The 8,281-nt window shown below is 72.1% G+C and carries 6 protein-coding genes and 1 tRNA gene; 5 read left to right on the top strand and 2 right to left on the bottom strand.

Going from position 1 to position 8,281, the window contains the following annotated elements:
• The first annotated feature begins 222 nt into the window (after positions 1–222).
• The 3 genes from L1885_RS18950 to L1885_RS18940 all read left to right on the top strand — a co-directional run bounded on the left by L1885_RS18950 (position 223) and on the right by L1885_RS18940 (position 3,216).
• Entirely contained in the window at positions 223–1,419 is a 1,197-nt protein-coding gene (locus L1885_RS18950; protein ID WP_235798341.1) for an argininosuccinate synthase, read from the top strand.
• A 192-nt stretch (positions 1,420–1,611) separates the two neighbouring features.
• Positions 1,612–3,039 carry an argininosuccinate lyase gene (argH, locus tag L1885_RS18945; protein WP_235798340.1) on the top strand — a complete coding sequence of 476 codons (1,428 nt, stop codon included), beginning with the start codon at positions 1,612–1,614 and terminating at the stop codon, positions 3,037–3,039.
• Positions 3,040–3,143: 104 nt separating this feature from the next.
• Positions 3,144–3,216, top strand: a tRNA-Trp gene (locus L1885_RS18940).
• An 84-nt stretch (positions 3,217–3,300) separates the two neighbouring features.
• Here L1885_RS18940 and L1885_RS18935 read toward each other — a convergent pair.
• Together L1885_RS18935 and L1885_RS18930 are read right to left on the bottom strand one after the other, a co-directional pair.
• Entirely contained in the window at positions 3,301–3,600 is a 300-nt protein-coding gene (locus tag L1885_RS18935; RefSeq protein ID WP_235798339.1) for a hypothetical protein, read from the bottom strand.
• Positions 3,601–3,798: 198 nt separating this feature from the next.
• A complete protein-coding gene (locus L1885_RS18930; RefSeq protein WP_235798338.1) occupies positions 3,799–6,021 on the bottom strand; it encodes an NADP-dependent isocitrate dehydrogenase in 2,223 nt (740 codons plus the stop codon).
• 161 nt (positions 6,022–6,182) lie between these two features.
• On the opposite strand from L1885_RS18930, the gene L1885_RS18925 reads away from it, so the two are divergent.
• Both L1885_RS18925 and L1885_RS18920 read left to right on the top strand, forming a co-directional pair.
• A complete protein-coding gene (locus L1885_RS18925) occupies positions 6,183–6,731 on the top strand; it encodes a TetR/AcrR family transcriptional regulator (protein WP_235798337.1) in 549 nt (182 codons plus the stop codon).
• On the top strand, positions 6,728–8,281 hold a 1,554-nt coding region (locus L1885_RS18920), incomplete at its 3' end, for an MFS transporter (protein ID WP_372481976.1). The genes L1885_RS18925 and L1885_RS18920, both read left to right, overlap by 4 nt.

Below are 8,281 nucleotides of genomic sequence, written 5' to 3'. Positions count from 1 at the left end.
CGCGGCGGGCGGGGGGTGCCGTGCGGGGCCGGACGGCCGAGCCCGTTCCCCCGGGCGCCGGACGCACGGCCTTCGCCGCACCGGACGGGCGCCGCGCCGGGCGGTCGCGAGAGCACCGGACGGGCGCCGCGCCACCTTTCGAGCGCGAGGAGGGGCTTTGACAAACCATGCAGAGGCTTGCATAGTTATACCTATCAGCGAACGCATCCAGAGGAGACATCCGTGACCGAGCGCGTCGTACTCGCGTACTCCGGCGGCCTGGACACGTCCGTCGCCATCGGCTGGATCGCCGAGGAGACCGGCGCCGAGGTCGTCGCCGTCGCCGTCGACGTCGGCCAGGGCGGCGAGGACATGGACGTCATCCGCAAGCGGGCGCTCGCCTGCGGTGCCGTCGAGGCCGAGGTCGCCGACGCCAAGGACGAGTTCGCCGAGGGCTACTGCCTGCCGGCGATCAAGGCCAACGCTCTCTACATGGACCGCTATCCGCTGGTCTCCGCCCTCTCCCGGCCCGTCATCGTCAAGCACCTCGTCGCAGCGGCCGGCAAGCACGGCGCCGACACCGTCGCCCACGGCTGCACCGGCAAGGGCAACGACCAGGTCCGCTTCGAGGCCGGCATCGTCGCCCTCGCCCCCGGGCTCACGTGCATCGCCCCGGTCCGCGACTACGCGATGACCCGCGACAAGGCCATCGCGTTCTGCGAGCAGAACGACCTCCCGATCGCCACCACCAAGAAGTCGCCGTACTCCATCGACCAGAACGTCTTCGGGCGCGCGGTCGAGACGGGCTTCCTGGAGGACATCTGGAACGCGCCGACCGAGGACGTCTACGACTACACGCAGAACCCGGCGACGCCCCGCGACGCCGACGAGGTCGTCATCTCCTTCAAGGCCGGCGTCCCCGTCGCGATCGACGGCAGGCCGGTCACCGTCCTGCAGGCCATCCAGCAGCTCAACGAGCGCGCCGGCGCCCAGGGCATCGGCCGCATCGACATGGTCGAGGACCGGCTCGTGGGCATCAAGTCCCGCGAGGTCTACGAGGCGCCGGGCGCGATCGCGCTGATCACCGCCCACCAGGAGCTGGAGAACGTCACCGTCGAGCGCGAACTCGCCCGCTACAAGCGGCAGGTCGAGCAGCGCTGGGGCGAACTGGTCTACGACGGCCAGTGGTTCTCCCCGCTCAAGCGCGCGCTCGACGGCTTCATCGACGAGGCCAACGAGCACGTCACCGGCGACGTCCGGATGACCCTGCACGCCGGCCGCGCCGTGGTCACCGGCCGCCGCTCGCAGGAGTCGCTCTACGACTTCGACCTGGCGACCTACGACACCGGCGACACGTTCGACCAGTCCAAGGCGCAGGGCTTCATCGAGATCTTCGGCCTCTCCTCGAAGATCGCGGCGAAGCGCGACCTCCAGGGCTGAGACGGCCACTGCCACCGGGCCGCCCGCGCGGCGGCCGCGGCGGCATCCCACCGCCTCCCCGTTCCCCCGTGGGCGGGGAGGCGGCGGCGGTCCGGGCCCGCGCCGCGGGCGACCGCGCGCGGGGGCCCGTATCCTCTCGACCCGCTTTCCCTTCCACTTCCACCCATCCGTCCCTCCATCCCGGGAGCAGCAGTGAGCAGCAACAACGGTGACGTCCGGCTGTGGGGCGGCCGGTTCGCCGACGGTCCCGCCGACGCCTTGGCCAAGCTCTCCGCGTCCGTGCACTTCGACTGGCGCCTCGCCCCCTACGACATCGCCGGCTCCCGCGCCCACGCACGCGTCCTCCACAAGGCCGGGCTGCTCACGGCGGACGAGCTGACCGAGATGCTCGCGGGCCTCGCCCAGCTGGAGGACGACGTCGCGAGCGGATCGTTCACCGGCACCGTCGCCGACGAGGACGTGCACACCGCGCTGGAGCGCGGCCTGCTGGAGCGCCTCGGCCCCGACCTCGGCGGCAAGCTCCGCGCCGGCCGTTCGCGCAACGACCAGGTGGCCACCCTCTTCCGGATGTACCTGCGCGACCACGCGCGGACCATCGGCGGCCTGGTCGCCGACCTCCAGGACGCGCTCGTCGGCCTCGCCGACGCGCACCCCACCGTCGCCATGCCGGGCCGCACCCACCTCCAGCACGCGCAGCCCGTGCTGTTCGCCCACCACGTGCTCGCGCACGTCCAGGCGCTGTCGCGGGACGCGGAGCGGCTGCGCCAGTGGGACAAGCGCACGGCCGTCTCCCCCTACGGCTCCGGCGCGCTCGCGGGCTCCTCGCTCGGCCTCGACCCGGAGGCCGTGGCGGTGGACCTCGGCTTCGAGCGCGGCTCGGTCGGCAACTCCATCGACGGCACGGCCTCCCGCGACTTCGTCGCGGAGTTCACCTTCATCACGGCGATGATCGGGGTGAACATCTCCCGCATCGCCGAGGAGATCATCCTGTGGAACACGAAGGAGTTCTCCTTCGTGACGCTGAACGACGCCTACTCGACCGGCTCGTCGATCATGCCGCAGAAGAAGAACCCCGACATCGCGGAGCTCGCCCGCGGCAAGTCCGGGCGCCTCATCGGCAACCTGTCCGGGCTGATGGCGACCCTCAAGGCGCTGCCGCTCGCGTACAACCGCGACCTCCAGGAGGACAAGGAGCCCGTCTTCGACTCCTGCGACCAACTGGAGCTCCTGCTCCCCGCCTTCACCGGCATGATGGCCACGCTGAAGATCAACCGGACCCGGATGGAGGAGCTGGCCCCGGCCGGCTTCTCGCTGGCGACGGACATCGCGGAGTGGCTGGTCAAGCAGGGCGTGCCGTTCCGCGTCGCCCACGAGGTCGCGGGGGAGTGCGTCAAGGAGTGCGAGGCGCTGGGCATCGAGCTCGACGAGCTGACGGACGAGCAGTTCGCCAAGATCTCGCCGCACCTGACGCCCGACGTGCGGTCCGTCCTCAACGTGCAGGGCGCGCTGGCCTCCCGCAACGGGCGCGGCGGCACGGCCCCCTCGGCCGTCGCGGTGCAGCTCGCGGAACTCAAGGCCGACCTGGTCATCCAGCACGCGTGGGCCACCGCGAGGAAGTGAGGGGCCGCGGGCCCGAGCTGACGGCCATTCGGGGTATGGAGAGCCGACACACGGATAATCAGATGGCACCCCTGATGCGCACCTGGCACAGTCGAAAGCGCCCAAGGGGTGTAGCTCAGAGGCCAGAGCAACGCTCTCCAAAAGCGTAGGCCGTAGGTTCGACTCCTGCCGCCCCTGCCGTCGCGAGCAGCGACCGAGGTAACGGAAGCCCAGGTCACGACACCGTCGTGACCTGGGCTTCCGCGTGCGCGTGAGCTGTTTTCAGGAGGGCGCCCGGTCGACGAAGGCGGCGACCGCCGCCGCCGTCTCCGGGTCGGCTCCTACGGCCCGCCAGTCGTGATCGCGGATCCTGCGCGCCGCGCGCCGCTCCACGGCACGTTCCAGCGCGTCGAGCGCGTCGGGCACCCCTGATCCGGTGCTCATCGTCTCGATCAGCCGGGCCCGCGCCTCGTCGACCTCGCGCCGGGCCTCGCCGAAGAGGCGCTCGCGCCGCGCCGCGAACGCGGCCGGCACCCCTCCGGGGTCCCCGGACGTCTCGCCGCCCGGCTCGTCACCGGGCATCTCGCCGGAGTCGCTGACGGTTCCTCCCCATGCCGTAGGACGGGCCGCGCACCGGTCCGGACAGGCCGCCGGACGCCGGGCCGCGGGCCCGCCCCGACGCCGGCCCGGCCGGCGTGCATACTGCGCCTGCCGGGACGATGCCCCGAGGCGCGCCGGGGATCGTGCGGCGGCCGGCGAACCGGCCCCGCACGTCCCGGGTCAGGCCTTCAGCGCGTCGATCGCCTGGTTGAGCGTCTTCGACGGACGCATCGCGGCGGCCGCCCTCGCCGGGTCCGGCTGGTAGTAGCCGCCCAGCTCGACGGGGGAGCCCTGCACCGCGATCAGCTCGTCGACGATGGTCCCCTCCTGCTCCTTCAGCGTCTTCGCGAGGCCCGCGAACGCCTCGGCCAGCTGGGCGTCCTCGGTCTGCTTCGCCAGCTCCTGGGCCCAGTACAGGGCCAGGTAGAAGTGGCTGCCGCGGTTGTCGATCCCGCCGACGCGGCGGCTCGGCGACTTGTCCGTGTCGAGGAACGTGCCGGTGGCGCGGTCCAGGGTGTCCGCGAGGACCTTGGCACGGGCGTTGCCCGTGGTGTTCGCGAGCTGCTCGAAGCTGACCGCGAGGGCCAGGAACTCGCCCAGGCTGTCCCAGCGCAGGTAGTTCTCCTTGACGAGCTGCTGCACGTGCTTGGGCGCGGAGCCGCCCGCGCCCGTCTCGAACAGGCCGCCGCCGTTGATCAGCGGGACCACGGAGAGCATCTTGGCGCTCGTGCCGAGCTCCAGGATCGGGAAGAGGTCCGTCAGGTAGTCGCGCAGCACGTTGCCCGTGACGGAGATGGTGTCCTCGCCGCGGCGGATGCGCTCCAGGGAGTACGTGATCGCGTCGACGGGCGACTTGATCTCGATGGTCAGGCCCTCGGTGTCGTGCTCCGGCAGGTACGCCCTGACCTTCTCGATCAGGTTGCGGTCGTGCGCGCGGCTCTCGTCCAGCCAGAACACGGCCGGGGAGCCGGTGGCACGGGCGCGCGTGACGGCGAGCTTGACCCAGTCGCGGATCGGCACGTCCTTGGTCTGGCACATGCGGAAGATGTCGCCGGCGCCGACGGCCTGCTCCAGTACCGCCGTGCCGGACGCGTCGAGCACGCGGACCGTGCCGGTCGTGGCGATCTCGAAGGTCTTGTCGTGGCTGCCGTACTCCTCGGCGGCCTGGGCCATCAGGCCCACGTTCGGCACCGAGCCCATGGTGGCCGGGTCGAAGGCGCCGTGCGCGCGGCAGTCCTCGATGGTGGCCTGGTAGATGCCCGCGTAGCTGCTGTCGGGGATGACGGCCAGGGTGTCGTGCTCGCCGCCGTCCTTGCCCCACATGTGGCCGGAGGTGCGGATCATCGCCGGCATGGACGCGTCCACGATGACGTCGCTCGGCACGTGCAGGTTCGTGATGCCGCGGTCCGAGTCGACCATCGCGAGCTCCGGGCCCTCGGCGAGCTCCGCGTCGAAGGACGCCTTGATCGCGGCGCCCTCGTCGAGTGCCTCGATGCCCTTGAGGATGCCGCCGAGACCGTCGTTCGGGGTCAGGCCGGCCGCCGCGAGCACGTCGCCGTACTCGGCGAACGTCTTCGGGAAGAACGCGCGCACGACGTGGCCGAAGATGATCGGGTCGGAGACCTTCATCATCGTGGCCTTCAGGTGCACGGAGAACAGCACGCCCTGGCGCTTGGCCTCGGCGATCTGCGCGGTGAGGAACTCGCGCAGCGCGGCCACGTGCATGACCGACGCGTCCACGACCTCGTCCTTGAGGACCGGCACGGACTCGCGCAGCACGGTGGTGGTGCCGTCGTCGCCCGACAGCTCGATGCGCAGGGAGCCGTCGGCGGTGATGACGGCGGACTTCTCGGTGGACCGGAAGTCGTCCGCGGCCATGTGCGCGACGTTCGTCTTCGACTCGGCCGTCCAGGCGCCCATGCGGTGCGGGTGGTTGCGTGCGTAGTTCTTCACGGACGCCGGCGCGCGGCGGTCGGAGTTGCCCTCGCGCAGGACCGGGTTGACGGCGCTGCCCTTGACCTTGTCGTAGCGGGCGCGGATGTCGCGCTCCTCGTCGGTCTTCGGGTCGTCCGGGTAGTCCGGCAGCGCGTAGCCCTGGCCCTGGAGCTCGGCGACCGCGGCCTTCAGCTGCGGGATGGAGGCCGAGATGTTGGGCAGCTTGATGATGTTGGCGCCCGGCGTCTTGGCGAGTTCGCCCAGCTCCGCGAGGGCGTCGCCGACGCGCTGCTCCTCCTTGAGACGCTCGGGGAACTGGGCGATGATCCGCCCGGCCAGGGAGATGTCCCGGCTCTCCACGGCGACGCCGGCCGTGGAGGCGTAGGCCTCGATCACCGGCAGGAACGAATAGGTCGCCAGGGCCGGCGCCTCGTCGGTGTGCGTATAGATGATGGTCGAGTCAGTCACCGGTGCTCCGCTCCACGTTGCTCACGTCAGCAAGGACTTCTGCAATATTGCTCGACATCAAGATATCCCGTGACCGGACCCGACCGGACATGGCCCGGGGGCAGGCGTGACATCCCCCACCCGCTGAGACGAAACTGTCTCATCCGGGTTAGGGTCGTCTCATGGCTGTCGACCGTGACCACGTACTGCGCAGTGCCGCCGCCCTCCTCACCCGCCGGGCGAGCGCCACCATGGACGACGTTGCCCGTGCCGCCGGGATCGGCCGCGCCACCCTGCACCGCCACTTCGCCGGGCGCGAGGCCCTGGTCAAGGCGCTGGAGGCGCTCGGCATACAGGAGACGGAGGCGGCGCTCGACCGGGCCCGCCTCGACGACGGCCCCGCCGAGGACGCCCTGCGCCGCTTCGTCGCCGCGGTCGAGCCCGCCGCGGGACTGCTGGCCTTCCTCGTCACCGAGAACCAGCTCTTCGAGGACGACGTGCACGCCGGCTGGAACCGCATAGACGCCCGGATCTCGGCGCTGTTCCGCCGCGGCCAGGAAGGCGGCGAGTTCCGCATCGACCTGCCGCCCGCCTGGCTGACCGAGGCCCTCTACGGGCTGATCGGCGCCTGCGCCTGGTCCATCCAGGACGGCCGGCTCGCGGCCAGGGACTTCCCGTACATGACCGCCGAGCTGCTGCTCGGCGGCGCACGACGGAGCGTGAGTACATGAGCGGCCACACGACCGCGACCCCCCGCGGGCTGGCGCCGGAGCCGCGCGCCGGGCAGTCCGGCGGGGCGGGCCGCTGGCTCGCGCTGGCCGTGCTCGTCCTCGCCGTCCTGCTGGTGGCGGTCGACGCGACCGTGCTCGGCCTGGCCACGCCGTTCCTCAGCGAGGACCTGCGCCCCTCCAGCACCCAGCTGCTGTGGATCGGCGACATCTACTCGTTCGTGATCGCCGGGCTCCTCGTCTCGATGGGCAGCCTCGGCGACCGGATCGGCCGCAAGAAGCTGCTGCTGTGCGGATCGGTCGCCTTCGGCGGGATCTCCGTGCTCAACGCCTACGCGGCCAGCCCGGAGATGATGATCGTCGCGCGGGCGCTGCTCGGCGTGGCCGGGGCGACCCTGATGCCGGCGACCCTGGCCCTGATCCGCAACATCTTCCACGACCCGAGGGAACGCAGCCTCGCCGTGGGGATCTGGGGCGCGATGGCGTCGGCGGGGACGGCCGTGGGCCCGGTCGTCGGCGGCTTCCTGCTGGAGCACTTCTGGTGGGGCTCGGTGTTCCTGATCAACCTGCCGGTGATGGCCGTCCTGGTGATCGTCGGCGTCCGGCTGCTGCCGGAGTCCCGCAACCCGCGGCCCGGCCCGTGGGACGTGCCGAGCGTGCTGCTGTCCCTGGTCGGGGTGATCGGCGTGGTCTATGCGGTCAAGGAGACCGCGGCCCACGGCCCGGGCCCCGCGGTCGGCGCGACCGCGCTGGCGGGCGCCGTGGCACTGGCCTGGTTCGTGCGGCGCCAGCTGACGCTGCCGGTGCCGCTGCTGGACATGCGGCTGTTCCAGCGCCGCGGGTTCCGGGGGGCCGTCCTCGCCGACCTGCTGACCATCCTCGGCCTGTCCGGGCTCGTGTTCTTCCTGTCGCAGTACCTGCAACTCGTGCAGGGCCGCGACCCGCTGGAGGCCGGCCTCGCCGAGATCCCGGCGGCCGTCGGCGCCGTGGCCACCGGGCTGGTCGCGGGGCGCGCGGCGCGCCGCACCTCCGTACGGGTCGTCGTGTCCGGAGGGCTCACGGCCGTCGGCCTGGCGCTCGCCGCGGTGACGCTGTTCGGCGAGCACACCGCGTACCCGGCGCTCGGCGCCGTGCTGCTGGTCGTCGGCATCGGCGCGGGCTTCAGCTTCACCGTGACCGCGGACGTCCTCCTCGGCAGCGTGCCCAAGGAGGAGGCGGGAGCGGCGGCCGCCGTCTCCGAGACCGCCTACGAGCTGGGTGCCGCCCTCGGCATCGCGCTGCTCGGCACCATCGTGACCGGGGTCTACCGAGGGTTCGCGACGCCCCCCGGAGTCCCGGCGGACGCGTCCGCCGCGGCCCACGAGTCGCTCGGCGGGGCCGTCGAGGCGGCGGCCGGCCTCGGCAGGCCGGGAGACGCGCTGCTCGCCGCGGCCCAGGAGTCGTTCATGAGCGGTCTGCGGCTGGCCGCGGGCGCCGGCGCGGTGATCCTGCTGCTCACCGCCGCGGCCGCGTGGGCGCTGCTGCGCGGCCAGCGCCTCGGGGACGTGCCCCAG

The organism is Streptomyces fuscigenes (assembly GCF_021556455.1).
Taxonomy (GTDB): Bacteria; Actinomycetota; Actinomycetes; order Streptomycetales; family Streptomycetaceae; genus Streptomyces; species Streptomyces fuscigenes.
The sequence above is the reverse complement of the archived record's forward strand: the minus strand, read 5'-3'. Positions and strand labels throughout refer to the sequence as shown.